Origin of the sequence: Bradyrhizobium sp. CCBAU 51765, assembly GCF_015291725.1 — a bacterium.
Taxonomy (GTDB): Bacteria; Pseudomonadota; Alphaproteobacteria; order Rhizobiales; family Xanthobacteraceae; genus Bradyrhizobium; species Bradyrhizobium liaoningense.
Genome location: NZ_CP030038.1, coordinates 7,223,322 through 7,242,042, shown reverse-complemented (window position 1 = coordinate 7,242,042; position 18,721 = coordinate 7,223,322). Strand labels below are relative to the sequence as shown.

General features: G+C 57.8%; 12 protein-coding genes. 6 read left to right on the top strand and 6 right to left on the bottom strand.

The window, feature by feature from the left end; translation table 11 throughout:
* Positions 1 to 134 precede the first annotated feature (134 nt).
* Together sctT and XH96_RS33570 are read left to right on the top strand one after the other, a co-directional pair.
* Positions 135 to 950 (top strand): type III secretion system export apparatus subunit SctT, encoded by an 816-nt coding sequence (gene sctT, locus XH96_RS33575; RefSeq protein ID WP_194389691.1) that lies wholly within the window; start codon positions 135 to 137, stop codon positions 948 to 950.
* A complete protein-coding gene (locus XH96_RS33570; RefSeq protein WP_194389690.1) occupies positions 947 to 1,984 on the top strand; it encodes an EscU/YscU/HrcU family type III secretion system export apparatus switch protein in 1,038 nt (345 codons plus the stop codon). The genes sctT and XH96_RS33570 overlap by 4 nt, the downstream gene beginning before the upstream one ends.
* A 196-nt stretch (positions 1,985 to 2,180) precedes the next feature.
* Here the strand turns inward: XH96_RS33570 and XH96_RS33565 are convergent, their stop codons facing one another.
* From XH96_RS33565 to XH96_RS33550, 4 genes are all read right to left on the bottom strand, one after another.
* Positions 2,181 to 2,813 (bottom strand): CpaD family pilus assembly lipoprotein, encoded by a 633-nt coding sequence (locus XH96_RS33565; protein ID WP_194389689.1) that lies wholly within the window; start codon positions 2,811 to 2,813, stop codon positions 2,181 to 2,183.
* A 10-nt stretch (positions 2,814 to 2,823) separates the two neighbouring features.
* Positions 2,824 to 4,236 (bottom strand): type II and III secretion system protein family protein, encoded by a 1,413-nt coding sequence (locus tag XH96_RS33560; protein WP_244553900.1) that lies wholly within the window; start codon positions 4,234 to 4,236, stop codon positions 2,824 to 2,826.
* Positions 4,237 to 4,305: 69 nt separating this feature from the next.
* Positions 4,306 to 4,995: a response regulator transcription factor gene (locus XH96_RS33555; protein ID WP_194389687.1), complete on the bottom strand. Its 690-nt coding sequence runs from the start codon at positions 4,993 to 4,995 to the stop codon at positions 4,306 to 4,308.
* 1,989 nt (positions 4,996 to 6,984) lie between these two features.
* On the bottom strand, positions 6,985 to 8,028 hold the full coding sequence (locus tag XH96_RS33550) for a hypothetical protein (RefSeq protein ID WP_246789865.1): 1,044 nt from the start codon (positions 8,026 to 8,028) through the stop codon (positions 6,985 to 6,987).
* A gap of 442 nt (positions 8,029 to 8,470) precedes the next feature.
* Here XH96_RS33550 and XH96_RS33545 point away from each other — a divergent pair, with 442 nt between their 5' ends.
* The gene (locus XH96_RS33545) at positions 8,471 to 8,911 is read left to right on the top strand and encodes a VirK family protein (protein WP_194389686.1); all 441 of its coding nucleotides are present in this window, start codon (positions 8,471 to 8,473) and stop codon (positions 8,909 to 8,911) included.
* 554 nt (positions 8,912 to 9,465) lie between these two features.
* On the opposite strand, the gene XH96_RS33540 is transcribed toward XH96_RS33545, so the two are convergent.
* Both XH96_RS33540 and XH96_RS33535 read right to left on the bottom strand, forming a co-directional pair.
* Complete coding sequence (locus tag XH96_RS33540; protein WP_194389684.1) at positions 9,466 to 11,721, bottom strand: hypothetical protein; 2,256 nt, start codon at positions 11,719 to 11,721, stop codon at positions 9,466 to 9,468.
* Positions 11,722 to 12,020: 299 nt separating this feature from the next.
* On the bottom strand, positions 12,021 to 12,932 hold the full coding sequence (locus tag XH96_RS33535) for a hypothetical protein (RefSeq protein WP_194389683.1): 912 nt from the start codon (positions 12,930 to 12,932) through the stop codon (positions 12,021 to 12,023).
* 1,780 nt (positions 12,933 to 14,712) lie between these two features.
* Here XH96_RS33535 and XH96_RS33530 point away from each other — a divergent pair.
* From XH96_RS33530 to XH96_RS33520, 3 genes are read left to right on the top strand one after another with little or no spacing between them, the layout of a single operon-like run.
* Positions 14,713 to 16,035: an NtaA/DmoA family FMN-dependent monooxygenase gene (locus XH96_RS33530; protein WP_246789864.1), complete on the top strand. Its 1,323-nt coding sequence runs from the start codon at positions 14,713 to 14,715 to the stop codon at positions 16,033 to 16,035.
* Positions 16,036 to 16,070: 35 nt separating this feature from the next.
* Positions 16,071 to 17,759, top strand: a complete 1,689-nt coding sequence (locus XH96_RS33525) for an ABC transporter substrate-binding protein (protein ID WP_246789863.1) — start codon at positions 16,071 to 16,073, stop codon at positions 17,757 to 17,759.
* Positions 17,731 to 18,720: an ABC transporter permease gene (locus XH96_RS33520; RefSeq protein WP_092218263.1), complete on the top strand. Its 990-nt coding sequence runs from the start codon at positions 17,731 to 17,733 to the stop codon at positions 18,718 to 18,720. Before XH96_RS33525 ends, XH96_RS33520 begins: the two co-directional genes overlap by 29 nt.
* The last annotated feature ends 1 nt before the right edge of the window (position 18,721 follow it).

Here is an 18,721-nt window from a genome sequence, read left to right as displayed (position 1 = left end):
AAGTCATCTGCCCTGGGAGGCCTGTCGCTCTGCAACCGCTGGGACACGAGATCTGCAGAGTTCTTGACGTCTCACATCATGGCGACGTGAGTGCGACGGTTGCATTGGCTGAAGGCGCGACGAGCTGAGCTCAAATGGATGCCTTGTCACCCACCGAGACGCAAGCTCTGATTCAGACTGCTGTCGAGTTCGTCGTTGCGGCCGGTCTTGGCGCGGCCCGGGCCCTCGGCATTATGCTGGTTCTTCCGGTATTCACGCGACCGCACATTGGCGGGATTATCCGCGCAAGCGCGACGATTGTGATTGGATTGCCTTGCTTGATGCAGATCAGGAACGGCTTGCAGACACTAGATCCGGGCACCCGTATGGTTGCGGTCTCGCTCCTCGGTTTGAAGGAGATATTTATCGGCCTGCTGTTTGGTTTTCTGCTTAGTATACCACTTTGGAGCATCCAGGCCGTTGGTGACATCATTGATACCCAGCGCGGCATCTCCAGCCAGCTGGACGATCCTGCGACACGCAGTCAAACCGCCGCGATGGGGCTCTTTCTCGGGACTGCCGCGGTTACGATCTTCGTTGTATCAGGAGGTCTGCAGACCATGGTCAGATGCCTCTATGGAAGTTATCTGATCTGGCCCGTGTATCGGCTGCTACCTCCTCTGACCCAGCAAGGGGCAATGGAGTTTATCGGGCTTCTCGACCATATCATGCATACGACTCTTGTGGTCGCCGGGCCCGTGCTGGCTCTGCTGCTTCTGATTGACGTATCCCTCATGCTGCTCGGGCGCTTTGCGCCGCAAATCAAGCTGAACGATCTCTCTCCGACCATCAAGAATGCCGCCTTTGGCATTATTGTGGTCAGCTACGCCGTCTTCCTCATCGAATATATGGGAGCAGAGATCATTCGGTTCAACGACGTGCTGGAGTGGCTCGAGAAGTTCTTGAAATGAGCGACACGAGCGAAGAGAAAAATCTTCCACCAAGTCACAAGAAGCTGAGGGACGCGCGTAAGAAAGGGCAGAGCCCGCGCAGCGCCGACTTTGTGACCGCGGTAAGCCTTTGCGCTGGTTTCGGCTGCCTGTGCTTCAGGGCGGGCGCGATCGAAGACGGATGGCGCGAAGCTGTGCGGCTCACCGACAAGCTGCAGGAACAGCCCTTCAACAGTGCGGCCCGGCAGGCGCTGGTCGGATTGATGGACCTTTCTATAACAGCCGCGGCTCCCATCCTAGCTGCGGCGGTTGTCGCGGCGATTCTGGCCGGTGTCTTGGCCGGCGGCGGCCTGACGATTTCGGTTGAGCCGCTTAAACCCAGCTTTGAGAAATTGGACCCCGTCAAAGGGCTGAAGCGGATTATCTCCCAACGGTCGGTTGTCGAGCTTGGAAAGTCTATCGTCAAAGTGTTGGTTCTTGGCGCCACGTTCGTTTTCACTGTGCTCGCAAGCTGGAGGGCACTGGTATACTTGCCCGTTTGCGATTTGAGCTGCTTTGGTTTTGTCTTTAAAGAGCTCAAAGTGCTGATCGCGATTGCTGCCGGCGCTCTTCTGATTGGCGGCTTGGCCGATCTGCTCATTCAGCGTTGGTTGTTCTTGCGCGACATGCGCATGACGCAGAGCGAAGCCAAGCGCGAGTCCAAGGAACAGGATGGTAATCCGCAGATCAAGGGTGAACACCGTAGGCTCCGTCGGGAGTCGGCGAACGAGTCTCCGCTCGGCATCCATCGGGCGACATTGATACTGACGGGGCGAGCGACATTGATTGGGCTGCGCTACGTTCGGGGCGAGACCGGCGTCCCAGTACTGGTGTGCCGCGGCGAGGGCGAAACGGCTTCACAGTTACTGGCGGAGGCGCGCGCCCAACGTCTGAGCATTGTCGAGGATCATGTGTTGGCGCGTCAGCTGATCCGAAAAGGTGCGATGGGCAAGGCCGTTCCGATGGAGTGTTTCGAGAGGGTTGCAAAGGCAGTCTTTGCCGCCGGCCTAGTTTAGCGTCGCACAAAACAGCGATGCGCTCAAATCTCTGGTCAACGATCCAACTGTCCCAAAACCTGATCTGTAAGCTGCACGATCCCAAGAAAAGGATCGAGCAAAGATTGGATTCCCGGAGGCTCGTCGGCCGATTCCAAGACTGATATGGACAAGAATGGCCAACCGACGTTCATGCTGCTCGGGTCTTACGAGCCGCTTATTGGGTTTCTGGCGCAACCCTGTTATGCGTTTCATCCTCCAAATTGCTCCTGTTGCCCCCCGACGTGGCCCCACGTGCGGTGATGGGAAGCACTGCACGATCACCACTGGTCGACATGACAGCGCCATTGCCTAACAAGTCGCCAGGTTCATTGACCATGACCGCAAGGTTATTCCGGACTGAGCAGCCAAGGGTCGGATTGAACGAATTGTCGTTCACTGTAGGACCGACGATGGAGAGCGATGGGCAGACCGGAGGATGGGCTTCGAAAGTGATCGCTTCGATCCTCACCCCGGAACGAGCCGGCAAATCCACACGAGAAGCGGACAGGCGGATGTTGTAGGTGGCAACGCCCATGGCGCGAGCCTCGTGGGCCACCTGTGCAATGAGTCTGGGCGGGCCGATGACACCCACATGGAGGGCATCCAGCCGGCCGCGACTGGTCGCTGCAATAAAGCTTCGCAGCCGATGCCGTTCGGGGCCACGAAGGCTCTGCAGGAACAGCACGTTACTCTTCTGCTCGACCTGGATCTCTTGGTCAGCCGGCCCGGGCTGGATCGAGGCAGTATTTGCGCAGCCCCCCAATGTTGTTCCAATAACGATCGGGTAGCACAGATGTCGCAAAGTCATTTGCCGATCCTCATTCGATAATAAAGCCCGCGCTGCCGGTCGATCCTGGTGCGCTGGCGCGAGGCGCATCGCGCTCTCGCGGCGGCCGGGCCACCGTGTTCGTCAAAATCCGCCCCGCGTCTGAGGGCGGTGAGATGCGGTCGCTCGGCGCACTCATCCGGTTCGGATTCGGTCCGGGCCGCACGATGTAGGGCGTGACAATAATGACCAACTCGGTTTCACGTTTTTGAAACGATGAGGAGCGAAAAAGCGCGCCCAGGATCGGCACATCGCCGAGCCAGGGAAACTCGCCGATATCAGTGTTGAAGTTGCGCCTGATGAGGCCGCCGATTGCAAAGCTCTGACCGCTGGCGAGCTCGACCACGGTGCTCGCCCGCCGAGTGGAGAGGGCAGGGACCGCCATGCCATTGATTTTGACTTCGCCTTCGCTCGAGAGTTCGCTGACTTCGGGCTTCACACGGATATTGATCTGATTATTGTTGAGAACCGTTGGAACGAACTCGAGGCTCACGCCGAATTGGCGAAATTGGACCGAAACCTGCCGGTTATCCTGCATCACCGGAATAGGGAATTCGCCGCCGGCGAGGAAGCTTGCGGCTTCGCCGGACATCGCCGTCAGATTCGGCTCAGCCAGGATTGAGGCGAGGTGCTCGCTTGCGAGAGCGTCCAGAACAGCGCTCAAGTTGGTGTTGCCGGCGCTAAATCCAATCCCGATCGTGCCGCCGCCGCCGGCTGCGCCGGACCCTCCCCCTTTGCCGGTGACAAGGAAAGCGCCGTTTGGGCTCGAGGCGGTGAAGTTGATGTTGAGATCCTTGGCGGCGATGCGGGAGACCTCTGCCACCCGTACGCTGAGATTCACCTGTAATGAGCCGGCGACCTGGATCTTGTTGACAACCAGCGCGCCAGCCCCAAGAAACTGCTCAGTGACCTTCCTGGCGGTCTCGACGACCTCGGCATTAGGCGCCGTACCGCTAAGGATCGCGCCGCGCGGGGTATAGCTGACCTGAATCGGATAGTCGCCGACCTCGGCCTTCAGCGCGGCCCGCAGATCCTCGATCGGTTGGGTGACGACAACACGCAGCTCGGCGAGAGCCTCTCCATTGTCGTTTAGGGCGAACAGGCTAGTCCGTCCCGACTTTTTGCCAAACACGAAAATCGTGGTGTTCGACGGCGCCTGATAATCCGCAATGGCAGGGTCGGCAATAAAAATGCTCGCAGCCGGTCCGGTCAGATGAACTGTCTTTCCCTGTGAGGAGGTAAGGTTGAGCGTGCCGGTGGTGCTGCCAGGCGCGGCTCGTGGCGGTTCTCCTTTGCCATCTCGCTTTGCCTGAGCCGCGGCAGCAAGCGGAAGTAGCAGAGCAACTGCGCACAGGGCGTAGCAGAGGCGGGGAAAAGCGGCATAATGCGAGCCGCTGGCGACCATCGACGGTCCATCAGCGCCGGCGTCATTGTTGACGAAGTTCAAGGAAGTGCTGCTTTCAAGTTCGATCGGCTAGGCAGCCGATGCTGCGCCAACGAGTTCAAGGGTGTAACCGACACCGCGCGCGGTCTTGATCCTGAGCGTTGCACCCGCCTGGCTCAAATGCGTGCGCAGGCGATAAATCCCGACTTCCAGCGCATTGGTCGAGACCTCGTCGTCAAATGCATACAAGCTTTCTTCGAGCGATGCGCGCGGCACGGTACGGCCCGCGCGGTTGAGCAAATGTTCAAGAATGCACACTTCGCGGCGCGCAATTCTCAGTACTCGTCCACCGACGGAGACTTGTCTCGCGATCGGATCGAAATGCAGATTCCCGAATGTCACCACCGGCGCCGTCATCTGCGTTGATCGTCGCAGAATAGCTCGCATGCGAGCAACGAGCTCGTCGATAGAAACGGGCTTGGGCAGAAAATCATCCGCTCCGGCGTTGAAGATCGCAATCCGCCGACTGAGATCATTGAGATTGCTCATCATCATAGTCGGCATTGATTGTCCTTCGCGCCGCAACTGCTTCAACCAGTCCAAACCATCTCCATCGGGCAAGAAGGAGTCGAGCAGTATCATGTGATAGTTCGCGCAATCCAACGCGGCCGACGCCTCATCCAGCGTCCGCGTCACGTCGACGGCGAACCCGCAATTCAGCAGCGTTTCCTTCACGGCGCGGCCAAAGTCCGCATGATGATCAACCAGGAGAATTCGCATTCATCGCCTCTCCTCCATCCTTGGCAGGACTTGAGCGTGTCACGCTTGACCATGACGATCGGCGGAACCCAGAGGATGCCGCTTTGGCGTGAATTCGAAAACCCGTGCGCGATACGCAAGAGCCTGTTGGCAGGCAGTGCACGTCCGCCGTCGGCGGATAGGCGGGGGCCCGCGGCGGATGGTTCCAGCCCGCGGCGGGGCTCAAAATCTCCTTTACGCCGGCAAGTGATCGGCAATCTCTCACGAGGACGAGAGCCCTGGCGATGTGCTGATTCATCTGCGGGCTAAACATAGCGATGGCTGCATGCATTACGCGAATGCCTGCAGTGGCGATCGCGCCAAACTCGCGGAGTGAAAGGAAAGCGCAGGCGAGAGCGGCTGTATCTGCCGCCGAACGGACTTGCGAAACCGACATTGGAACTCCCAAATCGTCTTGATCCGCGGTCAGTCCTGCAAGGCAGTTGAGCCCGTAGTGTCGTCAAGTCACTACGATACAAGTTTTCCGCGTCTAAGACAGTTTACGCGCTATGCGGCGGACGACAGGCTGTAAAAGGCCAAGAGCGATGAAACGCTCAACACGCCCATGGGCGGGTTAGACATTGTCTCGCCAGCCGGTGATAATGGCCAAACATGATGTCAACCGTCCTGAAGCTCGGTTACTTCCAAGATTTTCTCCGCGCCAGCCGAGCGAAGGCTGCCAAGGAAGGACAAATTGAGCCTGGCATTGCTGTCGCGCATTGTCTGAGGCAGTGAGGCCGGCTCAATTTCGTCAGACGGGTTGAACGGCGCAAGAACGATCTAGTCTCGAGCTTGGACTCAGCCTGTGATCGGTACGGCGATTGCTCGCCTTGTTCTCGCGCGCTGGATCCTCGCCTGACTGCGAAGAGCGCGCTTCGTCTTGCGTTCACAAAGCAGATTAACGATGCAAGATCTGAATCGGAGCAGTCGAGCAGTGTCCCAAGCCGTATCGGCCGAGCATTGAGATTCTGAGACGTTCGCAATTGTCGCTACCTGTCAGGAAGAGTTCACGCGAGTGGAGTCTGTCGCGAGACTGTCGTAAATCCTACAATCTGACGCTGGGTGAGATTCAAGTGCCTTTAAGGGCTCTTTGTATCGGCGCCATCAACATCGGACTCCTTGTGAAGCAATGACGACACAGTGGGGCCATGCTGCCGAGCTGTGCGAAGGTCAATCGCGCTCTGTCCAAGGTCGTGAGCATTTGTCTGTCCAATCAAGCGTAGCGCCATAACGCCTTGAAGCGCGCGAAGAGGCAGTCGTTCGGCTGTGACGCCAAAGATCGGCCAATCCGACCTGCCTCATACTCGGCAATTTAGTGGGAAAATCGGGGCGGGCGCGGGACGTCGATGTGACGCGAGACTGCCGATCGCTCGAGCCAAATTGTTCGGTAGGGGACTGAGGAGAGAATCGATTGCCAGACGTCATCTTGAATGCGGTCTCCATACATTTCGATCGACTATGAGGCCTTTAGGCATGCTCGGCAAAATCGATTGTTTTGATGGAACGCATCCAGGTTGCGGATCGGCTGTAATGCCATAGCGCCGCTTGCTACGGGTGAGTGAATGTATGATGCGACCGCGGCCGAAACACGGTTGGTTGACACGCGATCATTGTCAGAAAGAGTTAGCTAACGCGAGGATGCTGCGCTTTCGGCGGCTTACCTCGCCAAATCCGCCTGCCAACCCCTGAAGCCGCCTGATAAATTCCTGCCTCGCGACACAATGCACCCAAGATGCCACGATGCTTCAACGAGTGGAAAGGGATGAGGGGACAACATCGGTGTCCTCCTGACCTTCCGTCGGAACTGTCAACCGCTGTACGGCTCGATCGGCGCCTTCATCGGGCCGTCGGTCGCCCCCCTTACGCTTAATCTGTTGTGCATGAGGCGGAGCTGATGCGCCGCTTTTCTTCGTTGCAGGGTGTTGTGGCGCTTGGTCGCCAACGAACCTGCCAAATGGCGCGATCGACCATCTACTCATTACTCTCGCGCTTGTAGGGATTTGCTTCACTACTGGTGCGGTAGCTTTCCAAATTGCCTCCAAGGAACAGGCGCTCGGTTTCGCGGGTCGGCGTTCTGCCCAGTGAGCACATCAAATCGACGTCTCCATCGATGGTGTCCTGATCCTCGGCGTTCATTCCAAGCCCAATGCTACTCAGCACGTCGTCGGGCGTCCAGATTGTGGTCTTCGGTACGGTGTAGGTGTGTAGCGCGTCCGCATTGTTGGCAATCGCTCTCGCCCACGGATCGCGAGAGACGACAAGTTTTGACGGATCCTCGACTAACGATACGAAGGCTGAGACTGTAGTCTTTCCCCGCATATGCCAACCAGCCTGGCGGGCTCGGTCCAGGGGATACCGCTCCAGAGGATCTCCAACGGAAGAATGATCTCGAGCCGTGTTGCGGACATGAGATATTGCACTCGTGTTTTCTTCCGTGTGCGGCTTGCAATCAGTGTCCTGATTCTGAAAACGCCGCAGTGTGACATATGACGACCTCGCCACGTCGTCGAATACGCGATCTCGATCAATGGCAGCGTCGGTCGCCGATGACCAACGTGCTGCCTGTTGCGCGGCAAGTTCGATCTCGTTCCGAAGTGCTTCAAGAGTGGCACCCGTCAGTGTTGCGGCAAGCTGAGCGCGCCCACTGACGTATGATGAGGCTGGATAGCGACTGGGTTCCGAGATCGCCTCGTTTGGCGCAGATGAGGGCGCGGCGCTCGCGGAATCTGCCGCTAAGGAGACTGGCGCCGCGGTGGGGTAGACCGAATCCAAGTCATCTAGAGCCAAGTCATTCAGCTGCTGCTCAAAGTTTGCTTGGTCTTCTGAACTTCTCGCTGCGATGGTTTGGGCGCTAAGCTCGTCCTGCTGTCGACCGACGTGGTGCGGCCGCTGAACCTCAAACGAATTGTCCGCGGCATTCCGTGGATCAACATTCATCTCTCTACTCCCTTCGAAGTGCCGCCTATCGGCGCGGATTGTTGCAGGTGCAGCTTTCGAGAAGCTGACATCGATCAAGCTGAGACCGGGTTCCTCGACCGCCGCGCTGCGTTCGCTTCACCTATCGCCTAGGGCAGACAGTCCTTTGCAGACTAAGAGGACACGCAAGCGCATGCGGCTGATCGAGTGCTTCCTTCGTAGATCGTCTGCTCCTGCAGATGTGACGGCTGCATGTCCTCGCTCATTACGCCCGAGTGGACCAGCGCGACCGCTCGTCGTTTGTGGTTTCCAAGCGGCCGACCACCGAACAAATCGTTGTCAACGCCCGCAAGGCGAATGCCCCCAGAACCTGACCTACGAGGTTGTGATGTTGGAATAGCCGTCGCAACTACTTGCGCCTGATTGCGGCAGGCTGTTTTTGTACAGGCGCGAGCGCGCTTGCTGAATGAAAGCCAAACAACGCGCGAGCACGACATCTTGAAAAACGTAAGCTGTAGTACTTATCGAGGGAGAAGAGCATATGAAGATTACCGGCAAAGGACTGACGATCCTGTTGTCCTTGCTTTCGGTCGCAAGCGCTAGCGCTCCGGCGAGAGCCGATGAGCCCTCGCCGAAATACACCGAGGTGCTCAATGCCCTGCAGGCGGGGAAGAATGTGAAGCTCATACTGGACATGAGCCACTGTAGCCCCGCGGAGGGCGGCAAACCTGCATCGGCGACGCAGGCCGGTCTGGTTATCAATGCATTCAGGGTGACGGTCCAGAATGGAATCAGCTTCTCCAATGCTCACCAAACGGTCGACAGCTCTGGACATGCTGTGACCGAGTACATCCGCCATAGCCTTAGCCGCGAAGGCAAGCTGACGGTGCGAGCCTCGAAGCTTGTTGTCGGAACCACCGAGCTTGTGAACCAAGGCGAATTCATCTGCGAACTGCCGGATGGCGCAAAGTTCATCTGGTAACGAAGAGCACAGAGAGAAAAGGGGCGCTCCGAAGAGTTGATCCGAATCGTGAAGGATCCGAGTTGCGCCAAGTTGCTGCTGTTTGACGAACGTTGGGCGTGAGGGCCGTCGATCTCCATTCGTCTCAGCGATTGGAGGACCGGCGGTTCGGGATGTCATCATGTGGGTTGGAGCCCCGGCTTCTCAGTCGAACGCTCCAGATGAGCGGGACAAGGTACGTCCCCACGCCCTCCGCGGTCCTGTTGGGAGTGTATTTACAAGCCGATCAAGCGGCGGGCTCGCGATGATTTCACTCGACCCTCGGCCCGCCCAGGATGAGCTGGTATCTTTCATGCCGCGTCTTTTGGGGTTCTTTCACTTGAACCTTCCGTGCTGCCGAATGCAGCCGCAGGGGTGATTGAATCACCCCGCTTAAGATCATGCTGTGAATGGCGGCTACGGGGTTTACTCGCCGTCTCAATTGTCGTTCGGACGCGGTTCTGATTTCCGAAAATAGGCGATCCGAGTGGATTCGGGAGTTTGTGGGGCCGCGCGAGGCGCCGACAGCATATCGTTCAGCCAAATTGCGGCCGATGGAAGAGAAGAACGCGGCCACCGGGTAGGCTTTCAGCCGAGTAGGGCTCGCCATGGATCAAAAAGCGGGTCATGGGGACGCCCTGGCTCGGCAGAAGGCCCAGGTTTTGGAGCATGTCAATCACGAGAGTCGAAGCTTCTCGCGGGCCGTGCCTCCAGTTTAGGCCGAACCACTCTCCGAGTTCAGGAACTTGCGGGAGCGGGTGGTGGCCCGAGGGGGGCGCGGCGGACGGCGGTTGGAGGTTCGCCGCCTGCAATTCGAACCCGGAGGGCCGATCAAGCCCAGATGCGAGGCCGTCGTAGGTACGCGGGGAAGCCATCGGAGTCACCGACACAGCTTCACTCCCCGAAGCGAACCTTGGGTGATGGATGAGTTGAACGTCATTGGATCCTCTCGGCCCCAGCACGGCCGTATAGCGTTCCCCACCAATCTCATAGTTCATGAGCGGATATTGCGCATTAGGCAAGAAGTCCCACTTGCCCAGCTTGGAAAGCATCATGTCGGGAGCGAGCTGGGTGCGATGGGAAAAATCGTTGGGCACTGCGAATGAAACGTCAAATGTATCGCCAACAGCAGGAGAGCGCAGATGGATGAGCTGAAGATCGCTACCCCCACGCGGTCCTAACACGCCCGTATAGCGTTCACCGTGAATGTTGTAGGTCTTAACCCGCTGTGCTGCATCCGGCATCTGACCCCAGCGGCTGAGCCGGGAACGCATCATGTCCGTCGCGGGCTGGTTGCCATGGAAAAAACCTTCGGTAACGGCCATGGAGGCGTCAAAGCTCTCGCCGGCTCTCTCCCCATCTTGATTCATCATCCGTCCAAAGTCTTTTTCAGAAGCTGGACCCTGCGGCCGTGAGCTGGGCTGCCAAATCACGGCACCGAAAGGGTCCGCCCCGCAGGCGCTATGGGTTGTCGCCTCCGTTGCCCCCCATAACTTCGATGCCTGAAGATCGAAAGCAGGCGCAAACTGGTCTCGATCCGCGGCATCGAAAAGCTCTTGCTGGATGACACTTTGCACGTGCGAATGGGTGACTGAACCGGCAGTTGGCCAGCGCACCGGCGCATCGTAGAACGTCGTCGGCAAGCCCCCGCGATCAGCTGCACCTAAAAGCTGTTCCAGGGCGACATCTTGCACGGGTGAGTAGGCGACCGAACTCATGTTCGGCCAAAGCACCGGTGCATTGACTGGCGGCAGGCCCTCGCGATCGGCCGCATCGAAAAGCGCTTCCTGAGCGAAACTCTGCAGGGGCGAGGGGGCGGCACGCATTCGCTGCCAAAGTGCCGGCGCATCGACGCTGGAAGGTGGAGGCACATTGTTTTGGCGCACAGCGTCGAAAAGCATATTCTGGGCGACACGTTGCGCGGGAGAACGAGCGGTTAAACCCGTTCCCTCCCAAAACTGCTGAGCATTGAAGCCGCCCGCCGGCAATGAGCCGTCCGCGTTCCCTAAAGGCTGCTCACGTTCGAAAAGCTGAATGGGCAAATCGGCGGCCGGCTGCATTGACCGGCGCGAATCGCCCACGTAACTCGGCGAGTTGTCCCGCCCCGCGGTTCGGCGGTAGTCGTTCAGCCTGTTCAACGCGTAGATGAGCTTCTTGTCGTTCGGAAACAAAGCATCGGCATAGCCGAGCAGCGCTTTGTGGCTGAGCTTGGCAATCGACAAGGGGCGCAGTGCTGCCGCTAGCTTGCGGAGACTGCTAGCGTATTTTCCAGCGGTTTTTGCGTCCATTGCTCGACCAAAGCCCGCCTCGGTCGCCTCTCTGATGAGATTGGTATCTTCCTTGGACGGACGATAATGTGTTCTGAGCGGCGGAGCGGTATCGCTGGGCTCCCGGTACCTACTCACCATTGACAATGCAGAGAAGATCACCTTGTCTTTTGGCAGTAGCGTCTTGGAGCGATCGAGCAACGTGTCGTCATCGAGCTCAGCAATTGAGTGACCAGACTGCTTCAGCAGCTCTGCCAATTTGCGAAGCCGACGGTCATAGATTTCAATGGAAATCGCATTTGGCGGTGGGCCTCGGTGAAGGGCAGCACCAGACGCTGCTTGGATGAGGCGATCGTCTTGTTCGGTGATGTCATAAAGCCCGCTATGGGAATATACCGGGCCAAGCTGTCGCACCTCTCGCACGTGTTGCTCGAACACCGCTTGCGGTTCTTTGGGTTGTTCAACCGTGGTATCTGACGAAGCGGAATCTTTATACGCTGGGTTGATCGCGTTGTTTCGATCCATGCTGCAGTCCGCTCGCTTCGTTTCCTCGTTCTTTCGCTACCCACGTTAGCTTTCCAAAACCTGATCTGGCCGGGCGGAAAGTAAGAGTGAATATTGGTCGGCAACTGCCTTTTCGAACCCGACGACGAGGCGGCGAACGTAACGACGGTACAGGCTTCGGCTGAAATTCTGATTTTCCAGGTGCGGTACGCGGGCCACCTCCCCTGATGGCCAGCTCGGCGGGAGCAGTATAGACGGAGCGAAGGCTGCTTTCGATTTCCGAACATCGAAAACAGCCAAGTTGTGCTAAGCCTCCACTCTTAATCTTCTTTCCCTGACTTTCTGTAGGGATTCGATGCGCTCGCGGTCCGATAGTCATCCAGATTCCCGCCCAAAAACAGTACCTCGCGCTCCTCAGTTGGGGTATCACTCACCCAGGCCAGATTGGGTTCATCATCCTCAGTCCCGTCCTCAAGAATACTGACGATCTCGTCGGCCGTCCAAGCGGTGATCCTTGGCACCGTGTACGTGTGCAACTCATTCGCATTTTCCGCGATCACTTTGGCGCCATACTCGTTGTCGTCGTCTGGCGAGAGGAGCAATTGGGAGGCCTCCTCGGACAGCGACACAAAGGGCGAAGAAGTGGTGTCGCCCCTCATGTGCTCTGCCGCTGCGCGAGCCAGATCAAGTCGTTGGCCTCCCCAGATATTCCAGGGGGCGGCGTCGAAACGCGAAGCCGCCATGGAACGCAAATGGGCCATTGCACTCTGATTGGCGAACCCGCGCGGCTTGCAATGGCTAGCGTGGTTTTGGAAGCGCTGCAGCTCCAAGTATGAGGATGCCACCACGTCGTCGTGAACGCGGCTACTATCCACGCCGCCGGTCGACGGTCCAGTCGCTCCTGACCATGGCGTTGACGTCTGCGCGGCGAGTTCGATTTCCCTTCTGAGTTCCGCAAGGCTCGCGCAGGTCAGCGTTACGGCGAGTTGAGCGCGCGCTTTTACAAAGGATGCGGCTGTGCACCGTTCGTTCTTCGGGATAAGGTCCGCTCTCCTATTGCCATCCGTTGCAGTTCGGGTCGATCCAGCGCCGGCTGAAGCTGGTGCTGGGAGGACTGGCCGATGCTCTCTAAGCCGCAGCTCAAAGTCTGCTTGCGGCGCGGTCTCTTCCTGTTGCGGCTCGACGCAACTGATGCGAGCCGCGGACGGGTTCACCTTGTCAAATGGGTCCATTCCATTCTCACTGGTTGCCTTGTCAATATCATCGAGCAAAGTTGGCCCGATGAGGATCAGAGGCTGAGCCGGGCGCAACTCTCGATAAAATTGCAGCGGACGGTATGTTGAGGGCGTGCGGAACGGGCTGAGCCAGGATCCAGGTCCTTCTCCTCCAGGTCTTGAGCCATCAAGTGGGCCTGCTAGTCCGATAGAGATGTTACTATGCTAAAGGGCTTAGCTGTCGAATAGCTGACCAGGCCATTGGTTGAAGTAAAGTCCGGGCCCTTGCCAGCTGTGCTGGCGGGCCTGTTGTTCATTGCAGAGTTGAGTTTGGCGAGATGGACCCTTCGCCCCTGTCCAGCTCCACGGCAGCGCGGTGTGAATGGTCTGGGAGAAGCGGTGCGCGAAAGAGCTGCAATCGGTGAGCTTGCGCGGGGTGGATAAGTTTATCTGCGTCAGCTTGCATTGTGCGCAAGTCGATGTCGTTGAAAGGCTCGTCCAGGGGCTAGCTCTGATCCGAGTAGCCGATGCCGCAGCCATCGGGCTCGTGATTGCGCCGGTCTGGCGTGAAGCTCATTGTGCTTTGTTGGGACTGCTGTTTGGGGCGAGGAGTTGCGCGGGCGCGGCGAAGGCTGGTCGCAAAACACGACCCGCTCGATGCAATTCAATCCAGACATCCGCCGCGAGACGTTGGATTGCCAACCAGACGTGACATGACCACGAACGATCCATCCCGAGATGGCGTCCCACTCCCATGTGCCGGTAAGTGAGGCGGTCCGATATCCAGCTGGGTGATTTCGTCGACGTTGATGCGCCGCGATTCTTGATGCTCAAAGGCGGCTGTGTCCAAGGTAGCTGAGTCCCGTGCACATATCGGCTCCGCTCGTGGGGCCGTGAAGACGGGCCTTTTTGGCAAATTGGCGGTGCGTCATCACACCCGTAGAGTACGCGAGGACATGCGCCGCGCGCGCGAGAATTAACGACGCTCCAGCATCCTCGAATCCAGCGCAGCTTCGAAGCGTTGCCGTAACGCGGCATCTATAATCTCGAATGGTTCATCGCATTATTAGATGCTGGGCTTGGCGACGCCTTATTGATCGGATGTCACTTTGCAGCGCGGCAGCAAGCGGTCGACCAATCATGTCGCGCCAAAATTGCCGTGTGTTCTCGATCGCATCGCGGTTATCTCTTTCGCGGCGCGCCGGCGCTCCCAATTGCAGCTGCTGCAATTGCGCAGCGCGTGTTCGGTGAGCCTGATCAGAGAACGCTTGGGATTACGCGAGGGAAGGTTAGAAACGGCAATAGAAGAGGATGCCAAGGGACGATAGTAGATTGAAATACTCAACTATTGCGTTTGCATGGTCTGGACCCCTAAAGATCCTCTAGCATGATCATTAGCTCGCTCGGTCGGGAGTCCAAAACGATGCGAATCCCATCCAAACATCTTCCTGAAAAGGAGCTGGCTTCTTGATGAATTCTGGAGAGCCGATGTGAATGTACTCGTGTGGAAGCAGCCCGCCGCTGGAGACAAGCTGTCAGGTCGGTGTCAATCGGCAACCAGCGTGGTCGAAGCTCTTCTTGGCCGCGCCCGCTCGGAGAAGATCGCAAGACCTACCAAAAGCTTCTTTGGTGACATTCTTCTCACATCAGCCAGCTGTTTGTTGTCTATCCCTCAAATTGGCTGCCCGGAGCACATGCAAGGTGCGCTTGCGCGAAAGCGCAGGCTGGCTGTCAACAAGGCCCGCCAAGCAGCTCAGATGCCGCCGCATGAGTGACGGTTATGTCTTCGGGTAACTCCATGCTTCATCTTGGCTTAAATCTTCATGGTGCCGGTGGTCATTCCGCCGCATGGCGCTGGCCGGGCACGAATCCAAGCGCCTTTTTCGACATCGAGCACTACGTTCGCGCTGCGAAGATTGCGGAGCATGGTCTGATGGATGCTGTATTCCTCGCCGACACCCCCGCGATAAGTTCCGACATCACGCACCAGCCGCCGCTTAATGGGCTCGAACCGACGCTGGTTCTCGCTGTGATTGCACGTGAAACGGATCGGATTGGTCTGATTGCGACGGCGTCGACTACCTACAACGAACCATACAATCTTGCCCGGCGCTTCCAATCGCTCGATGTCATCAGCCGCGGGCGCGTTGCGTGGAATGCGGTCACGACGTCGAGTCCGGCGACGGTTGCGAACTTTGGCGGCCGAGAGGTTGGGCGAGCGGATCGCTACAGACGTGCGGAGGACTTCGTTGAAACGGTCCGTGCTCTCTGGCTGAGCTGGAGCGGCGAGATAGTCATCGCCGATCAGGCTGCGGGCGTTTACGCAGATCAGAGCCAATTTCGCCTGCTCGATCCCGCTACCAATAGTTTCGGCATCCGGGGCCCACTTACGCATCCCGCTTCGCCTCAAGGCCACCCAGTCATCGTTCAGGCTGGCGGTTCGGATCCCGGATTACGGCTTGGCGCCCGCAGTGCAGATGTCGTGTTTGCGGCAGCCGGGGACTTGTCAACGGCGATGCAGGAGGCAGAGCGCCTGCGCGCGCTTTCTCGGCAATTCGGCCGCCCTTCGGCCCCGCTCATCCTGCCAGGACTTGTCACCTGTATCGGGGGTACCGAGGAAGAAGCGGTTCGTCGCAAGAAAAACCTTGACGGACTCCTCGATATGGAGCGCGCCATCGCTGCTCTTGCACGAAGCATGGGCGTGGCAGTCGAGAAGCTCAGCCTCGAAAGGCCAATCCCGGAGGAGATCTTGCCTGCTGCAGATGATGTTCCGTTTTCTGTCGGTCACCATCGCACGATTGAGACTCTGGCGCGTCAAGGTCGGACGGTTCGCGAAATCATTAGCAGCGTTCAAGCGTTTGGGCACCGCGTGCTCGTGGGTGCGCCCGAGCAGATCGCAAACTCGATTGAGGCATGGTTTCGCACTGGCGCGGTTGATGGTTTCAACATCATTCCGGACGTGCTGCAAGATGGCACTTCAGCGTTTGTCGACAATGTGGTGCCCATCCTGCAGAAGCGCGGGCTCTTTCGCAAAGAATATCGTGGGCAGACGCTGCGAGAGCATTTCGGGCTTTCCATTCCGTTCGGGGCGGCACGAGCCACAGCTAGCCCACCGCTATGACGCTTCCTCAACATCAAATGATTTGGAGACTGGATATGCATTTGTCGAATGCGCGGTCAACGAGGCAATTCACTGGAAAGTCGGACTATCCAGCAAGAACCGTGAAGGTGGCCCTCCTCGTGCTCTTGGGCCTGTCGCAACTGCCGTCAAGTATTCATGCTCAAGAAGGGGTAGCCGGGAGCGTGAAGCGAGGAGGCGTTATTCGTTACGGGCACTTTCAGGAGCCGGCGTGCCTCTTCGGAGGATGGGTGCAGCAATGGTATCTGCAACGCCAGTACAGCGATAATCTGGTCGCCCGCAGCGAGGATGGCAAGATTGTGCCATGGCTGGCCGAGTCATGGACAATTTCCGATGACAAGAAGATATACACATTCGAGATAAAGCCGAATGTGAAGTTCACGGATGGCACTTCTCTGGATGCGCAAGCCATTGCGGACAACATCAACGGATGGCTCAGCAGCGCCCCTGATCTGCGTAATCCGACTGCTGCTCCGTATCTTAGCGATAGCTTCGAATCGGCAACAGCAATCGCTCCTCTGAAGTTACAGGTAACCTTGAAGGTGCCGTTTCAACCCTTGCTGAACGTGTTTGCTCAATCCTCGCAAGGCATTCTCTCACCTTCCGCGCTCAAACGCGGACTTGCGGTAAACTGCGAGAACCCAGTCGGCTCAGGTCCATTCATTGTCGACAAATGGCGTCATGGACGGGAGGTCACCTTCCGCCGCAATCCCGACTACAACTCGGCGCCGGCCACCGCCAAACATCAAGGGCCGGCTTACATTGACGGAATCAGCTGGAAGTTCCTGCCAGATCAGACCGTGCGGTATGGCTCGTTCATCGCGGGCGAGACCGATGCCATATACGATATCCCAGCTATCGCATGGAAGGAGGCCAATTCCCGTTTTCCATTATTGCGGCACATTACTGGCGGTACCCCTCTGCGCCTGGCGTTGTATACGGCACGGCCCCCATTTGACGATGTGCTCGTCCGCAAGGCGTTTGCCTATTCTACTGACCGGAAGGCCGCAGTCGACACATCATTCCTTGGCTCTTTGCCATTTGAAGGCAACGGTGCGCTGAGTCAGAGCTCGCCGGAATACCTGCCTGAGCTCGGGCAGTCGTATACGTACGATATTCGGAAGGCCAATCAATTGCTTGACCAGGCGGGTTGGACCGAGCGTAATCCTAGCGGCGTTCGTGTTAAGAATGGCAACCCGCTCATCGTGCGCGTGTCCTATTCGAACGCTTTTCTGAAGCCAGATGGCGAGCAAGCCTTGCAAGTTATCCAGCAGCAGGCAAGAGCGGCCGGTTTTGACGTACGTCTTCAGCCTACCAATCCAGCTGATTTCTTCGCAGGAAAAAACCTCGGACCCGATGATTATGAGATTGTTCTCCTCTATTGGGTTGCCCCCGGCGCGGAGATATTCCGGATCTCGTGGAAGCCCGATCAGAAGGGCGAGACTAATCGCTTTAATCCCTCACGCTATCAAGATCTGACGCTTTGGGACATCATTCAAAGGGCGGAGCAGGAACTCAATGGGGCGCAACGTGTCGCCCTCTATCAGCAGGCGGAACGGAAGATCGTGGATGAGGCTCCTGTGATTGGCCTCACGGTGCTGGACGTAACGTTGGCGACCAAGCCAAACCTCAAAGACGTTTGGCTGGACCGCGGCTCGGTCGGCGAACCCGTTTTCTATGACGCTCATTTCGATGATGGGAAGTGACGCCGTGAAAATAGCAGCCCATCATCCCATTGTTTGGTTCGCGCGCCGGATATTCTCCGGTGTGGTCGTGGTGTGGGCTGCCGCAACCTTCGCGTTTTTGATCCAATGTGTGCTCCCTGGGGACCGCGCCCAGATCATCATCAATGCGACAAGCGGCAACGTCGGAGTCGCGTCCTCGGCGGAACTTGCGGCGATCAATGCGAAATACGGATTTGATCAACCGCTCGCGGTTCAATACGGAAAATACATACTGCGAATCCTGCATGGAGACTTTGGCGAGTCGTACCAGCAGCATCGGCCTGTCGCAGGGATCATCGCGGAACAGATTGGCCCTACCATTATTCTGGCGGTCACCGCGCTGCTGTTCGCATGGATTATCGCAGTGCTGACGACCTTGTTCATCGCCGGCAGAGACAACATGTGGGCGAAGTTGCTCAATGACACGCAGGTCTTTTTTGCGACCGCGCCGCCCTATTGGCTGGCCACAATTCTGCTGGTTGTTTTTGCGGTAAAGCTGCGCATTTTTCCGGTCATCGGTGGAAGTTCTCCGGCCGGGCTCATTCTGCCGACACTTGCGTTGGCTCTTGAACTATCGGGCTTTTTCGGACAAGTCGTTCAGAACGAGTTCACGCGCGTGCTCGAGCAGCCGTTCGTTACGTCCGCGCGGGCCCGAGGCATGAGTGATTTCGGCGTCAGGCTTCGCCACGTCCTCCGCCATGCCGCATTGCCTGGCATTAGTTTATCAGGTTGGGCGCTCGGCAAACTGCTTTCGGGCGCGATTTTGATCGAGGTGGTTTTCGCCCGTCAAGGCCTAGGTGGAGTCCTTGTTGCTGCAACGTCCTCGCGAGACGTTCCGATTGTCTCGGGAGCTGTTCTGGTCTCTGCGGGCCTGTTCGTTCTTGTTAGTTTGATTGTCGATCTGACTTACCGGGTGGTCGATCCGAGGATCAGGTTGACATAAG

Coding starts and splice junctions, on each gene's coding strand:
- sctT (WP_194389691.1), top strand. CDS start 135: ATGGATGCCTTGTCACCCACCGAGACGCAAGCTCTGATTCAGACTGCT.
- XH96_RS33570 (WP_194389690.1), top strand. CDS start 947: ATGAGCGACACGAGCGAAGAGAAAAATCTTCCACCAAGTCACAAGAAG.
- XH96_RS33565 (WP_194389689.1), bottom strand. CDS start 2,813: ATGACTTTGCGACATCTGTGCTACCCGATCGTTATTGGAACAACATTG.
- XH96_RS33560 (WP_244553900.1), bottom strand. CDS start 4,236: ATGGTCGCCAGCGGCTCGCATTATGCCGCTTTTCCCCGCCTCTGCTAC.
- XH96_RS33555 (WP_194389687.1), bottom strand. CDS start 4,995: ATGCGAATTCTCCTGGTTGATCATCATGCGGACTTTGGCCGCGCCGTG.
- XH96_RS33545 (WP_194389686.1), top strand. CDS start 8,471: ATGAAGATTACCGGCAAAGGACTGACGATCCTGTTGTCCTTGCTTTCG.
- XH96_RS33540 (WP_194389684.1), bottom strand. CDS start 11,721: ATGGATCGAAACAACGCGATCAACCCAGCGTATAAAGATTCCGCTTCG.
- XH96_RS33535 (WP_194389683.1), bottom strand. CDS start 12,932: ATGGACCCATTTGACAAGGTGAACCCGTCCGCGGCTCGCATCAGTTGC.
- XH96_RS33530 (WP_246789864.1), top strand. CDS start 14,713: ATGCTTCATCTTGGCTTAAATCTTCATGGTGCCGGTGGTCATTCCGCC.
- XH96_RS33525 (WP_246789863.1), top strand. CDS start 16,071: ATGCATTTGTCGAATGCGCGGTCAACGAGGCAATTCACTGGAAAGTCG.
- XH96_RS33520 (WP_092218263.1), top strand. CDS start 17,731: ATGACGCTCATTTCGATGATGGGAAGTGACGCCGTGAAAATAGCAGCC.